Raw genomic sequence first — 20,226 nt, forward strand, 5'->3', positions numbered from 1 at the left:
CCCTCTTCCAGCCTCATATATTTTCTGGAATCAGATTCCAAAAAAATAAACGCCGGAGTTCACGCCATGCCTGCCCAACCGTACTGCCTTCCCGACATCGACTGCGATGTACTGATCGTCGGATCAGGTGCGGCCGGCCTGGCAACGGCCGTGACGGCTGCATGGCATGGCCTGAAAGTGATAGTGGTGGAAAAAGACTCGGTGTTTGGCGGTGCCACCGCCTGGTCCGGCGGCTGGGCGTGGGTACCGTGCAATCCCCTGGCGCGGCGGGCCGGCATCGTCGAAGACGTTGAACAACCGCGCACTTACTTGAAACACGAACTGGGTGATCACTATGACCCAGAGATGATCGATGCCTTCCTTGAAGCCGCTCCGCGCATGGTGGCTTTCTTCGAACAGCACACCTCGCTGCAATTTGCCGATGGCAACGCAATTGCCGACATTCATGGCGACACGCCGGGCGCCGGTACCGGTGGGCGTTCGGTAATTGCCGCGCCGTATGACGCGCGAAACGTTGGCAAGCTGCTCAAGCGCCTGCGCAAAACCATGCGCGAAACCTCCTTCATGGGCATGCCGATCATGGCGGGCGCAGACCTTGCCGCGTTCCTCAACCTGACCCGTTCGTTGTCAGCGGCCTGGCACGTTACACGGCGCTTCACGCGCCATTTGCTCGACCTCGTCGTGCATGGCCGGGCGATGCAACTGGTGAACGGCGTGGCGCTGGTAGCGCGCCTGGCGAAATCCGCCGACGATCTTGGCGTGTTGCTGTGGGAGTCGGCACCGGTCACCGAGTTATTGCGCGAGAACAATAAGGTGAAAGGCGCGGTGGTTAGCACCGCCAAAGGTTCGATCCGCATCAAGGCCCGCAAGGCGGTGGTGCTCGCGGCCGGCGGTTTTGCCAATGACATCGAACGGCGCAAGGCCCTGTTCCCCCGTACACCAACCGGACACGAACACCTGGCCCTGCCGCCCCTCGGCGTGTCTGGCGATGGCCTGCGGCTGGGCGAGAGTGCTGGCGCCAAAGTCGACACCGACCAGGCATCGCCGGTGGCCTGGGCTCCGGTTTCGCGAGTGCCATACCGCGATGGCAGCAGCGGACACTTCCCGCACATCATCGAGCGCGGCAAGCCTGGGATCATCGGGGTGCTGAGCAACGGTCAGCGCTTCGTCAACGAAGCCAACGGCTACTACGATTACGTGACGGCCATGGTCGCCAGCGCCCCGCCCGGCGAAGCAGTGGCCTCCTGGCTCATCTGCAGCCATGGCTTCCAGCGACGTTATGGCCTGGGTATTTCCCGGCCGTTTCCGGTGCCGCTGTCATCCTTTATCCGCAGCGGTTATCTGAAAAGTGGCAAGACCCTCGAGGAATTGGCACAGGCTTGCGGCATAGACCCGGTCGGCTTGCGCACCACCGTGTCGGACTACAACCGCCACGCGCGCAACGGCCAAGACCCGCAATTCGGCCGCGGTTCTACGCCCTACAACCGCAAACAGGGTGATGCGCTGCAGCAGCCCAACCCCTGCGTCGCACCGATCGAGCAAGGACCGTTCTACGCCGTGAAAGTCGAACCGGGTTGTTTCGGCACCTTTGCCGGGCTCAAGGTCAATCAACACGCCCAGGTCCTCGACGACTTGGGCCAGGCCATCACCGGCCTGTATGCGGCGGGAGGCGACATGGCCAGCATCATGGGCGGCCACTACCCCGCTGGCGGCATCAACCTGGGGCCGGCGCTGACGTTCGGCTACATCGCCGCGCGCCATATCGCCGGCATCACTGCTTATGAAAAGGAGATCGACCATGAAGCACATCGTTAACGCACAGGGTTTGAACATGCCCAAGCTCGGCCTTGGCACCTGGCCGATGCTCGGTGAAGAGTGCACGCGAGCAGTGGAACAGGCCCTGGCGCTGGGTTATCGACACATCGATACCGCGGCGGCCTACAACAACGAGGACGCTGTCGGCCAGGCGCTGCTGAACAGTAAGGCACCCCGCGAACACATCCACGTCACCAGCAAGGTCTGGTGGGACCAGCTGCAACCCGACGCCATGCGCCATTCCATGGATCGCAGCCTCAAGGCCTTGCACAGCGATTACATCGACCTCTTCATGATCCACTGGCCCAGCACCGATTGGGACTTGCCGCGTACGATCGAAACCCTGGTGTCATTCAAGGAGCAGGGGCTGGCGCGCAACATCGGCGTGGCGAATTTCCCGCTGCCCCTGCTGCGCACTGTGGTCGAGAAACTGGGCGCGCCGCTTTCAGCCATCCAAGTCGAGTACCACGTGCTGCTCGGACAAAACGCACTGCTGGACTACGCCCGTCAACACGACATGGCACTGACGGCTTATTCGCCGCTGGCACGCAACAAGGTCTCGGATATTCCGGTTATCCAGGACATCGCCGCCAAACACGGGGTATTGCCGACCCAGGTCGCACTCAAATGGCTGCTGGATCAGCCGAACGTGGCGGCTATCCCCAAGGCCAGCAGCGAGGCCAACCAATTGGCCAACCTGGCAGCGCTTGCCGTCAACCTGGATGATCAGGACCGGGCGCTGATTGCTGGCCTGTCCAAGCGCGAGCGCCTGGTCAGTCCGGACTTTGCGCCGGTGTGGGACGCATTCGATTAATAAGTGCGAAAGGGCCACTTTCGATGTGCGACACCCGTCGCACTGACGGTGGCCTTACCAAACCTTACACATTTCACCCACACGCCTTTGCCAGTGCGGTTATTCATAGACCCGGCGCCATGCGCCCCATCAATCTATGAGAGACCGCCAACATGCTATGGAACAAGGCAAGACGCAGCAAAAACGTGAGTGACATACGCGAGGGCAAGGATGCCCGCACACTTACAGGGACAACACTGGCCGCTGGGCTGGCCGCCGTCGCCCTCGCCAGCGCCGGACTCTATTCGACACTGGACACGCCAGCAGACGTTACTCCACTCGAACCCTCCTACACCCTGGACCGCCCTCTCCCTCAACCCTCGATCGAGCCTGAAGAAGATCTGCAGTTGATGTTTGTCCAGTCGGTGCTGGGCGACACCGAAGACACCTGGAACCAACTGTTCGCGCAAATGGGCCGGCAATATCCACACCCCACCCTGACGCTGTTCAACAACGGCGTGGTCTCGGGCTGTGGTTTCGCCAGCTCCGGCAGTGGCCCGTTCTATTGCCCAGGCAATCGGCAGGTGTATCTCGACCTCGAGTTTTTCCGCACGCTTGAGCAACAGTTTTCAGTGGTCGGTGACTTCGCGCGGGCCTATATCATCGCCCACGAAATCGGCCATCACGTGCAGCTTGAACTGGGCCTTTCCGAACCCTTCGAAAAAGCCTTGCTCGAGCAACAACCGGTCAGCGGCGATGGCGGGCTGGAAGTGCGCGCGGAGTTGCAGGCCGATTGCCTGGCCGGTGTCTGGGCGCACCACGCGCAACAGCGTCTGGACTGGCTGGAGCCGGGGGATATCGAAGCCGCCCTGAATGCCGCGGCAATGTTCGGAGACGACCAACTGCAAGCATCGCGCAATGTCCAGGTTCGGCCAGAGACCTTCAGCCACGGCACGTCCCTCCAGCGCGTGAACTGGTTCAAGACAGGATTTGTCACAGGCCTGCCGGAGGCCTGTGACACCTTCGCCGCCGACGCGCTGTGATACCCGCCCGTCAATGAATCCCCTGATGTTGCCGCCTGGACAGAACCGCTGCCGCTCCCGGCTGTCTGACGACCGGACTGGCGCCGGTCCTACTCAGCAGCAACACTCATCCCACGGTTCTTTACCCGCAACATCAGAGGATTCCCACATGCTATGGAAAAAAGGCCGACGCAGCGACAACGTGGTCGATGCCCGTGGCGATGAGGTCGGCGGCGGTGGCGGCGGGATGCGCTTTGGTGGCGGCAAGGGCCTGAGCCTGACGGCGATCCTGCTGATCGTAGGCATCGGCTGGATCACCGGCCAGGACCCGCTGCAGATCCTCGGACAACTGACCGGGCAGATGGGTCAACAATCGGCACCCACCACCTCCCAGACACGCCAGGCACCACCGGCCAACGATGAAGGGGCCGAGTTCGTCCGCTCGATCCTGGGTGATACCGAGGATACCTGGCGCCAGATTTTCCAGCAGGCGGACCGGCAATATAAGGACCCGACCCTGGTGTTGTTCAGCAACCGGGTCAATTCGGCCTGCGGACTGGCGACATCGGCGACTGGCCCCTTCTACTGCCCCGCAGACCAGAAGGTTTATCTGGACATGGCCTTCTTCCAGGAGATGTCCCAGCGCTTTGCGGCCGCGGGCGACTTCGCCCAGGCCTATGTGATCGCTCACGAAGTCGGTCACCACGTACAAACCTTGCTCGGTGTTTCGGCGAAGATCCAGGCCGCTCGCCAGCAAGGCCGGCAGATGGAAGGCGATGGCGGTTTGCTGGTGCGCCAGGAACTGCAAGCCGACTGCCTGGCCGGGGTCTGGGCCAACAATGCGCAGAAGCGTCTGAACTGGCTGGAGCCGGGCGATATCGAAGAAGCGTTGAACGCGGCGAACGCCATTGGCGACGATCGCTTGCAACAACAAGGTCAGGGCCGTGTGGTGCCTGACTCATTTACCCATGGTACGTCAGCGCAACGGGTGCGCTGGTTCAAAACCGGATTCGCCCAGGGCCAGGTTGGCCAGTGCGATACCTTTGCGGCGAAAAATCTGTAAATGAAGAAGTGGTGGTTAGTCGTACTGTTTACCTGTGCAACCTCCCAAGCGGCCGAGCACGGAGTCAAGGAACTCAGCCCCGGGCGCCTGCTGTTGAAATCCGGTGAAATAGCGGTGGGCATCAGCCCGGCCCCGGCAAAAATCGAGCGGGTATTGATCATCGTCCATGGTCGCTTGCGCAACGCGCAAACCTATCTCCAGAGCGGCAAAAGCGCGGTCGAACTGGCCGGACAAAGCGCTACGACCCTGGTGATCGCCCCGCAATTTCTCAATGAAACCGACGTTGCCCAGCACCCGGTGGCGGAAACTGTCTTGCGCTGGCAGGGCAATGAGTGGATGGCTGGCGGTGAATCCACCGCACCCTTTCGTCTGAGTTCCTTTGACGCGCTGGACGAAATCATCGCCCGCCTGGGTGATCGTCAGCAGTTTCCGGACTTGAAGCAAATCGTCATTGCCGGTCACTCGGGGGGCGCTCAAGTAGTTCAGCGCTACGCTTTGCTGGGCCACGACAAACCGGCCCTGGAAGCCGCCGGCGTGCAGTTGCGCTACGTGATCGCCAACCCCTCTTCCTACACCTACTTCGATGAGCGTCGGCCCGTGGCCTTCAGTCATGCGGGATGTCCGCAATTCAACCGCTGGAAGTACGGGCTGGCGGATTTGCCAGCCTACGCAGAAGGACAAACCGCCGCGCTGCTGCAGGAAAAGTACCTCAAGCGCGACATCGTTTATCTGCTGGGGCAACAGGACGTCGACCCGAACCATCCGGCGCTGGATAAAACCTGTGAGGCAAAAGCCCAGGGGCCGAATCGACTGGCCCGGGGTCGCTACTACTTCGCTTACCTGAAGCGGCTGCAACCGCAAGGGTTGCAGCAGCAACTGATCGAAGTGCCCGGGGTCGGGCATAACGGGGAAGGGATGTTTACGTCGCCCCAGGGGCAGCAGGCCTTGTTTCAGTAGGCGCTGCCGCAGGCTGCGATCTTTTGCCCTTGAAAATCACGCCGACAGCAACTGCCGCAATTCGACACAATCAGCCGCATGCCAATCGGTCAACTCCGGCCACGGATTATCCGGCAGGTTGACCAACACCGTCCGCGCTCCCGCCGCACGACCACAATCCAGGTCAAACCGGTAATCACCGACCATCACCATCTCGCTGGCCGACACCTTCCAGGCTTCGGCCAGCTTCAGCAATCCACCAGGATGCGGCTTCGGCGGTGCTTCATCGCGGCCCAGCACATCGTCTACCGCAAAGCAGTCGGCCAGGCCGATCGCCTCCAGCGTGACATGCGCCAGCTCCCGGGCATTGCGTGTGAGAATGCCCAGGCGATAACCGCGGCCAGCCAATTCACGCACCAGCTCCACAGCCCCCGGTGCCGGTTTCGAGCCCAGCGCCAGATCGCGCTCGTGCTCGAGCAACCAGGCGTGCTTGGCGCTGGCTTCTTCGACCGGCAGTGCCGCCAGATGCGTCAGGATGTCGGCTTCAGCCGGGATCGCCAACGCCTCGCGGATCGCTGCGAAATCATGCACCGCCACGGTCAGGGTGCCGTCCATGTCGAACACCCAGTGGCGTATTTCGGCCAGGCTCATGCCCAATCCTTGCGATGGCGAATCAGGCCTTCCTGGGTGACTGAGGCCACCAGTTGCCCGGCGCGGTTGAACACGCTGCCACGGGAGAACCCACGGGAATTGCCGGCCCATGGGCTGTCCATCGCATACAGCAACCAGTCATCGGCGCGCAGGTCAGCGTGGAACCACAACGCGTGGTCGAGGCTGGCGACCTGCATGTCCTTGTGCCAGACCGATTTGCCGTGGGGCAACATCGAGGTGGTCAGCAAGCCGAAGTCCGATGCGTAGGCCAGCAAATACTTGTGCAATGCCGGGGAGTCGGCCAAGGCGCCGTCGGCGCGAAACCAGACGTATTTGACCGGATCGCTGGCTTTCGGGTTGTAGGGATCTTCCTCGGTGACGGGGCGAAATTCGATCGGTTTCGGGCACAGCAGTTTTTCACGCATGTGCTCGGGGATCAGGTGAGCGCGTTGCTGGGTCAGCTCCAGTTCCGATGGCAAGTTTTCCGGGCCGACCACTTGCGGCATTTGTGTCTGGTGCTGGAATCCTGCTTCGTCGTATTGGAACGAGGCGCTGCAGGTGAAGATCGGCTGGCCCTTCTGGATCGCCGTGACCCGGCGGGTGCTGAAACTGCCGCCGTCGCGCACGCGGTCTACGGAGTAAACCACTGGCAACTTGGCGTCGCCCGGGCGCAGGAAATAGCCATGCAGCGAATGCACGTGGCGTGTTTCTTCAACGGTCTGACTGGCCGCCGACAGCGACTGACCGAGCACCTGGCCACCGAACAGCTGACGAAACCCCAAGTCCTGGCTGCGGCCACGGAACAGGTTTTCTTCGATCGATTCCAGGCTCAGCAGGTCGACCAGATCATCCAACACTTGGCTCATTCAGCTCTCCTCACACAACGCAATGCCGCGCAGTCCTGGCTGCGTCGGTCGATTCAGTATCTGGCCCCTGCCAATATAGGGGCCATTGTAAACGTCCGTGCCAGGTTATCCATGCAAGGTTTGCAGCCATTGTTCACGGCTGATGCGATACAGCACGTGGTGGCGCAGGGGATGATCGAGGGCAAGCCTGGGGTGATCGAAGTCATCGGACGGATCGTGATGCATGCCGATCGCCTGCATGACTTTCTGCGACGGCAGGTTTCTGGTCGCGGTAAAGGACACGATTTCATTCAGTACCAGGCGATCAAACCCGCAACGCAGAGCCGTCCATGCCGCTTCGCTGGCATAACCAAGGCCCCAGTGTTCGCGCGCCAGGCGCCAGCCGATTTCAACGGCCGGGGTGAAAGGCGCGTCGAAACCGACCACGCCCAGACCGGTAAAACCGATGAACTGGCCGGTGTCTTTGCGCTCCAGGGCCCAGAAGCCAAAGCCATGCTCGGCAAAGTGCTCGCGAACCCTGCCAATCAACGACGCACTTTCCAATCGACTCAAGGGTGCGGGAAAATAGCGCATGACCTGTGGATCGGCGCACATCGCGGCAAATTCTGGCAAATCCTCATCACGCCACTGCCGCAACAGCAATCGCGCGCTCGCCAGTTCGAGTATCGGCTCCATCGTGCCCCTCCCCCAATTCCATGCCGCCAGTCTACAACGCTGGTAGGATCCTTCACTCATTGCGCTACGAAATCATCATGCCGCTGCCGCTGATCTACCACGAAGACTACAGTCCCGAGTTCCCGGCGGATCACCGCTTCCCGATGGACAAGTTTCGCCTGCTGCGCGATCACCTGGTGGACAGCGGCCTGACGCGCGACGCCGACCTGCTGCGCCCACAGTTGTGCCCACCGGACATTCTCGCCCTCGCCCATGACCCTTCGTATATCGAGCGCTACATGAGTGGCGATCTGTCCCGCGAAGACCAACGACGCCTCGGCCTGCCCTGGAGCGAAGCCCTGGCCCGGCGCACGGTGCGCGCGGTCGGCGGTTCGCTGCTGGCGGCGGAACAGGCGCTGGAGCATGGCCTGGCCTGCCACCTGGCCGGCGGCACCCACCATGCCCATTACGATTACCCCGCCGGGTTCTGCATCTTCAATGACCTGGCGGTGATCAGTCATTTCCTGCTGGAGAGTGGTCGGGTGAATCGGGTGCTGATCTTCGACTGCGATGTGCATCAGGGCGACGGCACTGCACGCATTCTGCACAACACACCGGAAGCGGTGACCGTTTCCCTGCACTGCGAGAAGAACTTTCCTGCACGCAAAGCCGAAAGTGACTGGGACATCCCGCTGCCCAACGGCATGGGCGATGCCGATTACCTGAAAGTGGTGGACGATGCGCTCAACTACCTCTTGCCCCTCTATCAGCCGGACCTGGTGCTGTACGACGCGGGTGTCGACGTGCATAAAGACGACGCACTGGGTTACCTGAAACTGACCGACAACGGTGTCGCCGCCCGCGATGAAAGCGTGATGCGCCATTGCCTGGGCCGCGATATCCCGGTGGTCGGCGTGATCGGCGGCGGCTACAGCAAGGACCGTCAGGCCCTCGCCCGTCGTCATGGCATCCTCCATCACAGTGCCCAGCGGGTCTGGGAGTCATCAGGCTGTCACTGAGTTGTGGATGCTTTACCCACAATGTCTGTGGAGCCGCCTGTGGATAACCTGCGGGAAAGGGACTGCAGGCTATGCGGGGTGTGGGCTACAGAGTGGTGGTTGTTTTTTAACCAGCCACTAGATTCACCTGTAAACCCTGTAGGAGTGAGCCTGCTCGCGATAGCGGTCTGTCAGGGCCACAGATGTTGAATGTAGCGCCGCAATCGCGAGCAGGCTCGCTCCTACAGAGGACGGGGCTGCTAGAATGCCCGGCTTATCCCGTCAGACCGCAGCGCATTCCATGACTCAATTCTCGTCAGCCTTTTCCCATAATGTCGCCATCATCGGCGGCGGCCCCGCCGGTCTGATGGCGGCTGAAGTGTTGAGCCAGGCCGGGATCAAGGTCGACCTGTACGATGGCATGCCTTCGGTGGGGCGAAAATTCCTCCTGGCGGGCGTCGGCGGCATGAACATCACCCACTCCGAAGCCTACCCGGTCTTCCTCTCGCGCTATGCCGAACGCGCGCCACAGATTGCGCCGCTGCTGCGCGCCTTCGGTGCCGATGCGCTGTGCCAGTGGATTCACGGGCTGGGCATCGACACCTTTATCGGCAGTTCCGGCCGGGTCTTTCCCACCGACATGAAAGCCGCGCCCCTGCTGCGTGCCTGGCTCAAACGCCTGCGCGACAGCGACGTAGTTATCCACACCCGCCACCGCTGGCTCGGCTGGGATGATCACGGCGGTTTGCGCATCGACAGCCCCGATGGCGAAAAAACGGTTCAAGCCAATGCGACCCTCCTCGCCCTCGGTGGCGGCAGTTGGGCGCGCCTGGGTTCGGACGGCGCGTGGATGCTGCCACTGGAGCAAAAGGCGGTAGGACTCGCGCCGCTGCAGCCAAGTAATTGCGGCTTCGAGGTGCGGGCCTGGAGCGACTTGATGGTCAGCAAGTTCGCCGGCGCGCCACTGAAAAACATCGCCATCGGCCTCGATGATGACGTGCCAAGGCTGGGTGAATGCGTGATCACTGCGACCGGGATTGAAGGGAGCCTGATCTACGCCTTGTCCGCACCGATCCGTGAAGCGATCAACCAGCATGGCTCGGCGACCATTCATCTGGACCTGCTGCCCGGCCGACCTGTGGATAAAATCCAGGCGGCATTGAGCAAACCACGCGGCTCACGCTCGATGGCTAAACATTTGCACAGTCAGTTGGGTATTGATGGGGTGAAAGCGGCGTTGTTGCGAGAGCTGACATCTGCCGAAACCTTTACCGACATGGGACTGCTGGCCAAAGCGATCAAGGCGTTGCCAATGACACTGGTGAAAACCCGACCGCTGGACGAAGCCATCAGCAGTGCGGGAGGTGTGAAGTTCGAGTCGATGGATGAGCGTTTGATGCTCAAGCACATGCCTGGGGTTTTCTGCGCGGGGGAAATGCTCGATTGGGAAGCGCCAACTGGCGGCTATCTGCTGACCGCGTGTTTCGCCAGTGGGCGTGCGGCGGGACTTGGGATGGTTGAGTGGTTGCAGCGCAAGAGCTGAAGACCCCGTCGCCCTCATCGCCAGCAGGCTGGCTCCCACAAGTTTTTGTGAACGACACAAATCCCCTGTGGGAGCCAGCCTGCTGGCGATGAGGGCTTAACAGGCGCAGCGTGTAATCAAGGCTTACGCTTACGCGGCCCAGTGTTGAACACTGGCACCTTGCGCACAGGCTTGATCGAAGGCTCCGCTGGCGCAGCTTCCCCGCTGTCGACCCACTTGCCGAGATTGCGTTTACCGCCACCACCCGACGCTTTGGGCTTCTTCGGTTTCTTCGGCTTCTTGACCACCTGGCCACTGGCATCGGTGTCCGGCACGCGATGCTCTGGCTCGAAGTCCGGCTCGTTCTGACGCTTGAGCGTCTGACGGGTCAACATTTCGATGGCCGACAGCAGATTCACTTCATCGGCGCACACCAGGGAAATCGCCTCGCCGGTGGAGCCGGCACGCCCGGTACGACCGATACGGTGGATGTAATCCTCGGCCACGATCGGCAAATCGAAATTGACCACCAATGGCAGGTCTTCGATATCCAGGCCCCGGGCCGCGACGTCGGTGGCGACCAGGATCTGCACTTCACTGAGCTTGAAGCGGTCCAGCGCGCGCTGACGGGTCGCCTGGGGCTTGTCGCCGTGGATGCCATCGGCGTTGATGCCCAGGCCCTGGAGTTTTTCCACCAGCGCGTCCACGCCGTTGCGGGTCTTGGCGAACACCAGCACCTGCTTCCACTTGCCCTTGCGCATCAAGTGAACGAACAGCTCCGGCTTGCGCTTCTTGTCGACCGTCACGATCCATTGCTTGACCGTATTGGCGGCGACGTTGCGCGGGCTGACTTCGATGCTCAGCGGATCGTTGAGCATTTGCCCGGCCAGCAGGCGGATGTCGTCGGAGAAGGTGGCGGAGAACAGCAGCGTCTGACGTTTCTTCGGCAGCGCCTTATAGATGTTCGCCAGCTCCTCGGAGAAACCCAGGTCGAGCATGCGATCGGCTTCGTCCAGCACCAGGGTTTGCAGCTGATTGAACTTCAGTGCGTTCTGGCGGAACAGGTCGAGCAAACGGCCCGGGGTCGCCACCAGCAGGTCGACCCCGCTGCGCAGCTTCATCATTTGCGGGTTGATGCTGACACCGCCGTACACCGCGTAGGTCCGCAGCGGCAGGTTCTCGGCATATTGGCGCACCGCTTCGTGAACCTGCTCGGCCAGCTCTCGGGTCGGCACCAGAATCAGCGCACGCACCGAGTTGGCGGTGACTTTCGGCCCTTCCATGGCCAGCAGTTGCAGGAGCGGCAAGGCGAAACCGGCGGTCTTGCCGGTGCCGGTCTGGGCCGCGGCCATCAGGTCGCGACCGGCCAGCACCGCTGGAATGGCTTGTGCCTGAACCGGCGTCGGAGTCTGGTAGCCGAGCGTCTCAAGGGAGCGCAGCAAGGGTTCGATCAGGCCAAGGGTGGCGAAAGTCATGGGAGTACCGTAGGAAAAATCAGCGCGATTGTGCGAAACAAGTATGCAATGGCGCGCAGTTTACCCTAATTCACACGGGATTCTGTCGGCACTACCGTCGGCTCCACCTTCACCACTGGCCGCTCCGGTGAACGACGCCATTGCGGCAGGCCAATCAGCACTACCGCACTGATGATCACCAACATGGCCAGCGCTTCCTCGATGCCAATGGTTTCTCCGACAAACACGATCCCGAGCAACACGGCCACCGCCGGATTGACGTAGGCATAACTGGTGGCCGCCGCCGGACGCACATGCTTGAGCAGATACATGTAGGCGTTGAAGGCAATGATCGAACCGAACACGGTCAAGTACGCCAGCGCCGCCCAGCCCTCGATGGGCGGGACCTTCTCCAGGTGTTCACCGCTCAGCGCACTGGCGATCAGCAACACCACGCCGCCGACCAGCATTTCCACGGCACTGGCCATTGCGCCTTGCGGCAACGGCAAGTGCTTGCTCCACACCGAGCCGAATGCCCAGGTGGCCGCAGCGAAGATCAGCAACGCCGCACCCAGCGGGCTCGATTGCAGGTTGGAGCCGAGGTTGAGCATGACGATGCCGATCATCCCAAGCGCAACGCCCGCCCATTCAAGACGGGTATTACGCGCGCCCCAGAAATAACCACAGAGCAAGGTAAACAGCGGCACCGTCGCCACCGCCAGCGCGGCCACGCCGGAAGCCACGCCCGTGTGCTCGGCCACGCTGACCGCGCCGTTGCCGCACGCCAGCAGCAACACACCGATGATCCCGGCGGCTTTCCATTGCGCCCAGGTCGGGGCCGGCGCCCCGCGCCAGCGCAGGAAGGCGTACATCAGGCTTCCGGCGATGACGAAGCGAATGCCCGCGAGCAGCAAGGGCGGCCAGTACTCCACACCGATGCGGATCACCAGGTAGGTCGAGCCCCAAATCACGTAGAGCGCGAAGAAGGCAGCGATTAACGGTAAGGGAAAGCGACGTAGGCCGGACATGATAGGCAGCTCACAGGCAGAACAGGTGAACGGCTATTCTAGAAAGGCTGACGCGAGAAAATAAGTTACAAAACCTGTTTAAACCGCCGGTACACTTTTCAAAACACGGAGTTCAGCGCTATAAACCGTGTTTTCGAAAGTCCGTCATTTTCAGGAGTTGCCTCGATGGATAAGTACGACCGCATGCTGCTCAGCGCCCTCCTGGAAAACGGTCGCGCGTCTTACGCGGACCTCGCGCGCAAGGTCAACCTCTCCGCCCCGGCCGTGGCCGAACGCGTGGCCAAGCTCGAATCCAGCGGCGTGATTACCGGTTACCAGGCGAAGGTCGACATGGCCAAGCTCGGCTTGCCGATCCAGTGTGTCATCGAACTGCGCCTGAACCAGCACGGCAACCAGAAAGCCTACGACGACCTGATCAAGATCCCGCAACTGACCGAATGCCACCGCGTGACCGGTGACCCGTGCGTGATCATGCAAGCGGCGGTGGGTTCGATGCCGGAGCTGGAAGATTTGATCAACCGGATTGCCACGTTTGGCTTCAGCAAGACATCGATTGTGTTGTCGAGTGCGATAGAGAAGCGGGTGCCGTTGGGGCACATCGAAGGCAATGGCAAACAAACCTGAGATCAACACATACCAATGTGGGAGCCAGCCTGCTGGCGATTGCAGTGGTTCAGCCCACCAAGAGGTTGAATGACACACCGTAATCGCCAGCAGGCTGGCTCTCACAAGGGTTACTTGCAGGACTCGGGATCAGCGATAGCGCTTGAGGTGTTCGCCCACCTTCGCCGCCGGCACTTTCTGCAATTTGCACAACAGATCATGGGACAGCTCGCTCAAGCCATGCTTGTGCCGCAGTTCTTCGGCCAGATGCACCGTCAGGTTAGCCGCCATCTCGGCGTCGGCCATGGCCCGGTGAGCCTTGCCGGTGTGGGGCAGGTTGGCGAAGGTGGTGAGGGTGCCGAGCTTGTGGTTCGGTGCCGCGGGCATCAGGCGCCGGGCCAGCAGCAGCGAGCAGGCAAAGTTCTGCAGGCGCGTGCGTTTGATCCGCCCCAGTTCGAAATCCCAGAACTTCTGGTCGAACGCGGCGTTGTGGGCCAGCAATGGCGTGGTGCCGACGAACTCGTTGACCTCGTTCATCACCTGCTCGGCCGAAGGCGCGGTGCGCAGCATGGCGTTGCTGATGCCGGTCAGTTGTTCGATGAAGCCAGGGACGCGCACGCCGGCGTTCATCAGGCTCTGGTAACGCTCGACGATGCGCCCTTGCTCAAGGATCACCACGGCAATTTCCGTGGCCCGGCAACTGCTGCTCGGAGAGATCCCGGTGGTTTCAAAGTCGATGACTGCTATGCGTTCCAAACCTGTTTGAACTCCGTAAAAATCAATTCTTGAGCAGCAACGCGCCTTCGATCGGCACGTAGCGGCTGGCGGCGCGGATCAGCGAGTTGGCCGTCAGGCCGGGTACCCCGTAGGCCACCGCTTGCACGCCGTGCTTGCTGATGATGCGCTCCAGCAGCATGTCGAAATCACCGTCGCCAGAAGCCAGCACCACTTCATCGACATGGTCGGCCGCGTCCATGATGTCGAGGGTGATGCCCACGTCCCAGTCGCCCTTGGCCGAGCCATCGCTGCGCTGGATATAGGGCTTGAGCTTCACGGTGAAACCGAGGTTGCGCAGGATCTGCTGGAACTGCTGCTGTTTGCTGTCGCCACGATCGATCGCGTAGGCATAGGCCTCGACAATCTCGCCTTGCTTGCTGATGTCAGCCCACAACGCGGCATAGTTGAAGTGGCAACCATAAGCCTGGCGCACGGTGTAATAGAGGTTCTGGACATCGGCGAACACTGCGATTTTTTTCACCGGACACCTCGATAAAGCGCAGGCAGGACCGGGCACCAGGCCCGAAAAGTCGCCCAGTATGCCAGCCCAAAGCAGAGTTTCGCGAATAATCGGCCCGAAGCGCCGCAGCGCCCCGGACGAATGGTGTGTCAGATGAACGAGTCGTCGTCGCCGCCAAAGAACGATGAGCTGTCATCGCTGTAGTCGGCATCGGCAAAACCGCCCTGGTTGTCGGCATAGGTGTCGTTGCCGGCCATGCGCTGGTCATCGCCCCAGCCATTGTTGCCCTGGTCGTTGACCTGGGCCGGTTCTTCCTTGATGACTTCGACGACTTCCTGGGGTGCCTGGTTGTGGTGAAACAGACTGCTGATGCCTTGTGCCAGCATCACGCCACCCGCCACACCAGCCGCGGTTTTCAGCGCGCCACCGAGAAAGCCGCTGCCCGCCGCCGGGGCCTGTTGCTGGGGTGCATAGCCCTGCTGTGGCGCAGCACCGAAGTTCTGCTGCGGCGGCTGCGTATTGAACGACGGCCGCGCCGGCTCGCGCCAGCCGCCACCGCCCGACACCGGCGCGCTTTGTGTGGGCGCAGGCTGCGGACTGCCACCAAAGAGGCTAGACAAAAAGCCACCGCTGCTCGTCGCCGGGGCTGGCGTTTGCGCCTTGGCCTGCTGCAGTTCGGCCTGTAATTTCTGGATTTGCTCCACCAGTTGCTGGTTTTGGCCGTCGAGGCTCTTGATCGCCGCCTCCTGCACCAGAATCGCCTGGGTCATGAAATAACCCGCCGCCGGTTGGCGTGCCAGGTGCTCCTTGATCCGCGCCTCGGCCTGGGCGTCGCGCGGGGCTGAGTCCGTCTCGGCCTGTTGCAGCCGGGAAAACAGTCCATCGATCAGGGTTTGTTCTTCGCTGTTCATGGCGACCTCATGATTGCCTGGGAAATCGTTGCCTTTACCCATAAAGGATAAGGTGCCCGACCTTAATGGAGGCTGAAACAAGTTGTTTCAATGAGTTTTACCGAACGTTTACGTTTGCGCCCTCCCGCGCATCATCGGTTAAAGTGGGCCACTGCTTTCAACTGCGATATCTACTGATGAATCCGTTCGATGTACTGCGCGACTCCTTGTATTTCTTCAAACGCAATCTGGGCCAGATCGTGCAGCTGTGCCTGCCGCTGGTGATCATCGAGGCCCTGTTGCAACAAGTGGTCGACCACTCCACCGAGCCGGACAGTTTTCCCGGCATCAGTGTGATCGTCGGCCTGCTGGTTTATCCGCTGTACACCGCCGCCCTGATCCTGTTCCTCGACGCCCGCAGCCGTGGCGAATCGCCCAGCAACCGCGAGCTACTGTCGAGGTCCGCCTATCTGTGGCCGCGTTTCGCCTTGCTGACCGCCCTGAACACCCTGCTGATCCTGCTGGGCCTGTCGCTGTACTTCCTGCCGGGCATCTGGCTGATGGTAACCCTGGCTTTCGGCGAATACCTCCTGGTACTGCGTGGCCTGGCGCCATTGCAGGCCATGAAGGAAAGCCTGCGCCTGACCCGTGGCCACTTCATGCGCATCCTGGTGTGCATCCTGTGTGTGATGGGGCCCTTGTGGTTGCTCAAGGGCGCAACGTTGGCGGCGTACCCCGAGCCGCAGAACCCGGCGATCTCGCTGTTGATCGACAGTGCCCACAGCTTCTTGCAACTGTTCACCAGCGTGGTGCTGTTCCGCCTGTTCATGCTGATCAGCGAAGTACCGGAAAAAATCGACGGCCCACGTTGACCTTGGGCGACCGCTCGTCAGTCGGGTATGCTCGGGGGCAATTTCCGTAACGCGATAAGCCGAGCCATGACCCGACTGCTGCGCTACACCTTGCTGGGATTGTTGATCGTCATCGGTTTGATCGCTGTGATGACCTACAGCCTGACCTGGCGCCCCGAGGCCAGGGAAACAGCGCCGGTTGCGTGCAGTACTCAGGCGCCAGTCCTGGCACCCGGCCAGGCACTGAAGGTCATGACCTGGAACGTCCAGTACCTGGCGGGCAAGCGCTACGTGTTCTGGAATGACCTGGCCGCCGGCGCCGACGACGCCCCCACGCCGGAAGACATGGCCTTCAGCCTCGACGAAGTGGCGCGGGTTATCCGCGACGAGCAACCGGACGTCGTGCTGCTGCAGGAACTCGATGACGGCGCCAAGGCCAGCGACTACCAGAACCAGCTCAAACTGCTGCAGGAGCGGCTCACCGACCTGTATCCGTGCAGCGCCCATGCCTTCGACTGGAAGGCTGACTTCGTGCCCAACCCGCACATTTTCGGCAGCGTCGGCCGGCAACTGGCGACCTTGAGTCGTTATCAGATCGAGCACGCCGAACGCCTGCAATTGCCGATCGCTTCGGCCAACCCGATCAGTCGCCAGTTCCAACCGAAAAACGCTCTGTTGGTGACCTACCTGCCATTGAGCGACGGTGGCCAGCTCGCGGTCCTCAACACCCATCTGGACCGAGCGACCCAACCTGACGAGACGTTGCAGGCTCAGGTCGCGGCAGTGGCCAAGGCCCTCGACAAGTTCGAAAGCCGCGGCACGCCCTGGCTGATCGGTGGCGACTTCAACCTGCTGCCGCTGGGGCAATACCAGCGCTTGCCCAGCGAACAGCGCACCCCGTACTCCGCCGACAGCGCCCTGCATCTATTGTGGGACAAGTACCCGATGATCCCCACCAACAACGAATCCAGCGGCATCGACCGCGCGCGCTGGCTGACCCATTACCCCAACGATGCCGGCTTGAACGGCCCGGACCGGACCGTCGACTATCTGTTCTACAGCCCGCGGATCAAGCGGGTCGAGGCGACGGTGCGGCAAGACGATACCCTGCGCATCTCCGACCACCTGCCGGTGATTGCGCGGTTTCTGCTGCCCGCCGCGCCGTAGATTACAGCGTCATTGCTTGCGCGGCTTGATCCGCGCCGTGGCTTCGGCTACCAGCGGGTCATCCGGCCAGTAATGTTTCGGATAGCGTCCCTTCAGGTCTTTTTTCACCTCGGCGTAGGTGCTGCGCCAGAAGTTCGCCAGGTCTTGGGTTACCTGCACGGGCCGCCGCGCCGGTGACAGCAAATGCAGCTTGACCACTTGCCGGCCACCGGCGATGCGCGGGGTTTCGGCCAGGCCGAACAGCTCCTGCAAGCGCACCGCCAGAATCGGCGGCTGTTCGCTGTAATCCAGACGAATCGATGAACCCGATGGCACGCTCAAGTGGTGCGGCGCCATTTCGTCCAAGCGTTGCGGCAGTGGCCACGGCAACAGGTTGTGAACGATGCTCGAGAGGTCGAGATTGGCGAAATGACTGAGTCGCGAGACTTTGCCAAGATACGGCATCAACCAATGCTCAAGGGTGTTCAGCAGCGCAGCATCGCTGACATCTGGCCAATCACTTTCGCCCTTGCCGCCCAGGTCCAGCTGGCGCAACAACGCCACCCGAGCCTGCCACTGGCGCAACTCCGGGGTCCACGGCAACAGCTCCAGGCCTTTGCGCCGCACCAGGTTGACCAACGCCTTGCTGCGGGCGCTTTCATCGAGACCGGTCAACGGTTCGCGGCTGAGGACGAGCTCGCCCACCTTGCGTTGGCGCTCGGCCCGCAGCACACCTTCGCGCTCGTCCCAATCCAGTTGATCGACGCATCGCACCTGTTCGGCCAGTACCGAGTCGAACAACGCCGGATCGAAATCCGCCGCCAGATAAATCCGCTCTTCACGCTGGCCTTGTCGACTGCCGAGATCGGCAATCACCAGCCACGGCTGCTTCATCAGGCTGTCGGCTTCGGCAAACAGCGCGGCGCGACCGTTGGCCAGGCGATACTCGGCGCCGCCGGCACGGCGTTGTTGGGCGACGCGGTCGGGATAGGCCAAGGCCAGCAGCGCACCGAGCCAGCGTGGATGATCGGGATCGCCGACCGGCTCCGACGCCTTGGCGCGCAGGTAACCTCGATACTGCCGCGCCAGCTGCCGGGCTCGTTGTACGCCACCCTGGCCACCACGAGCGCCGCGCGCTTCGCCGGACAACAGCGCCAATCGGCTGTGCAAGTCGGCGCCGGCGCCACGCAGGATATCGCGCTCGCCGAGCAAGGCCGCGACATCGCAAGCCATGTCGGCCAAGCCGAGCGCCTGCCCACGTAACAACAGGTGCGCGATACGGGGATGCGCCGGCAGTTCGGCCATGGCCTGACCGTGACGGGTCAGCGCTTCGCCCTCCAGCGCGCCAAGACGAACCAGCAAGTCCTGAGCCTGTGCATAAGCGGCTGCCGGAGGTACATCCAGCCAAACCAGCTGGCCTGGTGTCACGCCCCAACGCCCCAGCTGCAGCGCCAACCCGGCGAGATCCGCCGAAAGAATTTCCGCACTGCCATAAGCCGCCAATTGTTCGTGCTGGTCCTGCGACCACAAGCGATAGCACACACCCGGTTCCAGTCGCCCTGCCCGGCCCGCACGCTGGGTAGCACTGGCCTTGGAAATACGTTGGGTGTCGAGGCGGGTCATGCCGCTGCCGGGATCGAAACGCGGCACCCGCGCCAACCCGGCGTCGATCACCACGCGCACGCCGTTGATGGTAAGGCTGGTCTCGGCGATGTTGGTGGCCAGCACCACTTTGCGTTTACCCGGCGGCGCCGGATCGATCGCCGCCCGTTGCGCGGCGAGGTCCAGCTCACCATGCAACGGGCAGAGCAGGATTTGCGTGTTATCGCCCAGCGCATCCACCAGTTGTTGATGCACGCGACGGATCTCGGCCTGCCCCGGCAGGAACACCAGCACGCTGCCGGACTCATCGTTCAAGGCTTCGAGAACGGTCTGCACCAATCGCGGCTCGATGAATTCACCGGCCTGGAATGGCCGGCCCCAGCGCATCGCCACCGGGTACATGCGCCCTTCGCTGCGCAGGATTGGCGCATCGTCGAGCAACCCGGCCAGGCGCTCGCCTTCCAGGGTGGCCGACATCAGCAGGATCTTCAGCGGCTGATCGTCACGGAACAGTTCCCGGCCATTGAGGCTCAAGGCCAGCGCCAGGTCGGCGTCGAGGCTGCGTTCGTGGAATTCGTCGAAGATCAACAGGCCCACGCCTTCAAGCGCCGGATCATCCTGCAAGCGCCGGGTGAGGATGCCCTCGGTAACCACTTCAATTCGGGTGTTGGGGCCGACCTTGCTGTCGAGCCGAATGCGATAACCCACGGTTTCACCAACCTTCTCGCCCAGCTCACTGGCCAGACGCTCCGCTGCCGCCCGCGCGGCCAGGCGGCGCGGTTCAAGCATCAGGATGGTTTGCCCGGCCAGCCACGGCTCATCAAGCAAGGCCAAGGGCACGCGGGTGGTCTTACCGGCACCGGGCGGTGCTTCGAGCACGGCTTCGTGGCGTGTCGCCAGGGCTTCACGCAGGGCGGGTAAAACTTCATCAATCGGCAAAGAAATCATGCTGGCTCCCCAGGGCGTGCCCACAGTAAATTGCGAGTCGCGTTGAAGCTGTGGGCGTGCCAGGCAAGGCGCGGGACGCAGGCAAGGGTCGTTTCCTTGCCAAGTCCCGCAACGCAGCATGGCACGCCCACAGCTTCAGCCCGGAGG

Annotated in this window: 19 protein-coding genes; 10 read left to right on the forward strand and 9 right to left on the reverse strand. The window is 62.0% G+C overall.

The features are described 5' to 3' along the window. Positions 1-66: 66 nt before the first annotated feature. From OH720_RS27880 to OH720_RS27900, 5 genes are all read left to right on the forward strand, one after another. Complete coding sequence (locus OH720_RS27880; protein WP_272603643.1) at positions 67-1,815, forward strand: FAD-dependent oxidoreductase; 1,749 nt, start codon at positions 67-69, stop codon at positions 1,813-1,815. Continuing rightward, positions 1,799-2,629 (forward strand): aldo/keto reductase, encoded by an 831-nt coding sequence (locus OH720_RS27885; protein WP_272603644.1) that lies wholly within the window; start codon positions 1,799-1,801, stop codon positions 2,627-2,629. Before OH720_RS27880 ends, OH720_RS27885 begins: the two co-directional genes overlap by 17 nt. A 152-nt stretch (positions 2,630-2,781) precedes the next feature. Beyond that, positions 2,782-3,651 carry a KPN_02809 family neutral zinc metallopeptidase gene (ypfJ, locus tag OH720_RS27890; protein ID WP_272603645.1) on the forward strand — a complete coding sequence of 290 codons (870 nt, stop codon included), beginning with the start codon at positions 2,782-2,784 and terminating at the stop codon, positions 3,649-3,651. Between the two features lie 148 nt (positions 3,652-3,799). Next, complete coding sequence (ypfJ, locus tag OH720_RS27895; protein ID WP_180204505.1) at positions 3,800-4,693, forward strand: KPN_02809 family neutral zinc metallopeptidase; 894 nt, start codon at positions 3,800-3,802, stop codon at positions 4,691-4,693. Next, entirely contained in the window at positions 4,694-5,650 is a 957-nt protein-coding gene (locus OH720_RS27900) for an alpha/beta fold hydrolase (protein WP_272603646.1), read from the forward strand. Between the two features lie 36 nt (positions 5,651-5,686). On the opposite strand, the gene OH720_RS27905 is transcribed toward OH720_RS27900, so the two are convergent. From OH720_RS27905 to OH720_RS27915, 3 genes are all read right to left on the reverse strand, one after another. Then, on the reverse strand, positions 5,687-6,280 hold the full coding sequence (locus OH720_RS27905; protein WP_272603647.1) for an HAD family hydrolase: 594 nt from the start codon (positions 6,278-6,280) through the stop codon (positions 5,687-5,689). Beyond that, positions 6,277-7,146, reverse strand: a complete 870-nt coding sequence (gene tesB / locus OH720_RS27910; RefSeq protein WP_272603648.1) for an acyl-CoA thioesterase II — start codon at positions 7,144-7,146, stop codon at positions 6,277-6,279. Before tesB ends, OH720_RS27905 begins: the two co-directional genes overlap by 4 nt. 105 nt (positions 7,147-7,251) lie before the next feature. Next, entirely contained in the window at positions 7,252-7,821 is a 570-nt protein-coding gene (locus tag OH720_RS27915; protein WP_272603649.1) for a GNAT family N-acetyltransferase, read from the reverse strand. A gap of 77 nt (positions 7,822-7,898) precedes the next feature. On the opposite strand from OH720_RS27915, the gene OH720_RS27920 reads away from it, so the two are divergent. Both OH720_RS27920 and OH720_RS27925 read left to right on the forward strand, forming a co-directional pair. After that, on the forward strand, positions 7,899-8,819 hold the full coding sequence (locus tag OH720_RS27920; RefSeq protein WP_272606533.1) for a histone deacetylase family protein: 921 nt from the start codon (positions 7,899-7,901) through the stop codon (positions 8,817-8,819). 280 nt (positions 8,820-9,099) lie between these two features. Beyond that, positions 9,100-10,341, forward strand: coding sequence for a TIGR03862 family flavoprotein (locus OH720_RS27925; RefSeq protein WP_272603650.1), 1,242 nt, complete (start codon positions 9,100-9,102; stop codon positions 10,339-10,341). Between the two features lie 116 nt (positions 10,342-10,457). Here OH720_RS27925 and OH720_RS27930 read toward each other — a convergent pair whose 3' ends face one another. Together OH720_RS27930 and yedA are read right to left on the reverse strand one after the other, a co-directional pair. After that, on the reverse strand, positions 10,458-11,795 hold the full coding sequence (locus tag OH720_RS27930) for a DEAD/DEAH box helicase (protein ID WP_272603651.1): 1,338 nt from the start codon (positions 11,793-11,795) through the stop codon (positions 10,458-10,460). 65 nt (positions 11,796-11,860) lie between these two features. After that, entirely contained in the window at positions 11,861-12,802 is a 942-nt protein-coding gene (gene yedA / locus OH720_RS27935) for a drug/metabolite exporter YedA (RefSeq protein ID WP_272603652.1), read from the reverse strand. Positions 12,803-12,967: 165 nt separating this feature from the next. Here yedA and OH720_RS27940 point away from each other — a divergent pair, with 165 nt between their 5' ends. Further along, positions 12,968-13,426, forward strand: coding sequence for an Lrp/AsnC family transcriptional regulator (locus OH720_RS27940; protein ID WP_272603653.1), 459 nt, complete (start codon positions 12,968-12,970; stop codon positions 13,424-13,426). 129 nt (positions 13,427-13,555) lie between these two features. Here the strand turns inward: OH720_RS27940 and OH720_RS27945 are convergent, their stop codons facing one another. The 3 genes from OH720_RS27945 to OH720_RS27955 form a co-directional block, all read right to left on the reverse strand. Next, the gene (locus OH720_RS27945) at positions 13,556-14,161 is read right to left on the reverse strand and encodes a 3'-5' exonuclease (RefSeq protein WP_008066034.1); all 606 of its coding nucleotides are present in this window, start codon (positions 14,159-14,161) and stop codon (positions 13,556-13,558) included. A gap of 22 nt (positions 14,162-14,183) precedes the next feature. After that, positions 14,184-14,663, reverse strand: coding sequence for a LabA-like NYN domain-containing protein (locus OH720_RS27950; protein ID WP_007946629.1), 480 nt, complete (start codon positions 14,661-14,663; stop codon positions 14,184-14,186). A 128-nt stretch (positions 14,664-14,791) separates the two neighbouring features. After that, on the reverse strand, positions 14,792-15,553 hold the full coding sequence (locus OH720_RS27955) for a DUF2076 domain-containing protein (RefSeq protein WP_272603654.1): 762 nt from the start codon (positions 15,551-15,553) through the stop codon (positions 14,792-14,794). 176 nt (positions 15,554-15,729) lie between these two features. On the opposite strand from OH720_RS27955, the gene OH720_RS27960 reads away from it, so the two are divergent. Continuing rightward, positions 15,730-16,404: a YciC family protein gene (locus tag OH720_RS27960; RefSeq protein WP_032832167.1), complete on the forward strand. Its 675-nt coding sequence runs from the start codon at positions 15,730-15,732 to the stop codon at positions 16,402-16,404. Between the two features lie 66 nt (positions 16,405-16,470). Further along, positions 16,471-17,550 (forward strand): endonuclease/exonuclease/phosphatase family protein, encoded by a 1,080-nt coding sequence (locus tag OH720_RS27965; protein ID WP_272603655.1) that lies wholly within the window; start codon positions 16,471-16,473, stop codon positions 17,548-17,550. A gap of 9 nt (positions 17,551-17,559) precedes the next feature. Here the strand turns inward: OH720_RS27965 and hrpB are convergent, their stop codons facing one another. Next, positions 17,560-20,079: an ATP-dependent helicase HrpB gene (gene hrpB / locus OH720_RS27970; protein WP_272603656.1), complete on the reverse strand. Its 2,520-nt coding sequence runs from the start codon at positions 20,077-20,079 to the stop codon at positions 17,560-17,562. Between the last annotated feature and the right edge of the window lie 147 nt (positions 20,080-20,226).

Origin of the sequence: Pseudomonas sp. WJP1, from assembly GCF_028471945.1 — a bacterium.
GTDB lineage: Bacteria > Pseudomonadota > Gammaproteobacteria > Pseudomonadales > Pseudomonadaceae > Aquipseudomonas.